The 631-nt window shown below is 46.8% G+C and carries 1 protein-coding gene; it reads left to right on the forward strand.

From position 1 onward, the window contains the following. Nucleotides 1-631, forward strand: a 631-nt coding sequence (locus tag KIV40_RS30440) for a PLP-dependent aminotransferase family protein (protein WP_285353003.1), incomplete at both ends; no start/stop codon positions are given.

Here is a 631-nt window from a genome sequence, read left to right on the forward strand (position 1 = left end):
GTACGTCACACCGAGCAATCAATACCCGATGGGCACTACACTAACCACGGAGCAAAGGCTAAAAATCATTGATTGGGCCAAGCAGAACCAAGCTTGGATTATTGAAGACGATTACGACAGTGAGTTTCAGTTTGCGCACCGTCCGTACACTAGTATGCAAGGGTTGGCAGGCAAATTGGAGCAGGATGAACGGGTGATTTACGTCGGTTCGCTGAGTAAAGTGATGTTCAATGGCTTGAGGATTGGTTACATGGTAGTGCCACAACAACTGGTATCGCGCTGTTTAGAGATCAAAGATGCGATTACTGGCGACTCACCAACCCATACACAAGAAGCCTTGGCCGACTTTATTAACGAAGGGGACTTGCTTAGACACATCCGGAAAATGCGTCGTTTATACAAGCAAAAACATGAAGCCATGCTCTCTGCTTTGGAAAGAGAGTTTGGACAAGATCTTGAAGTGATCAGTCAAGCGGCAGGGTTACATGTCACGGTCAAATGGTATGACGGACTTTCAGAGCAAGACTGGAGTGAAAGGGCAAAACAAGAAAACATAGTGGTACGCCCTTTTAGTTTTTACGAATACGCACCGAATGCAAGTCGTGATTGGCGTGCAGTGGTGCTAGGGTTC

This window comes from Vibrio sp. D173a (assembly GCF_030248475.1).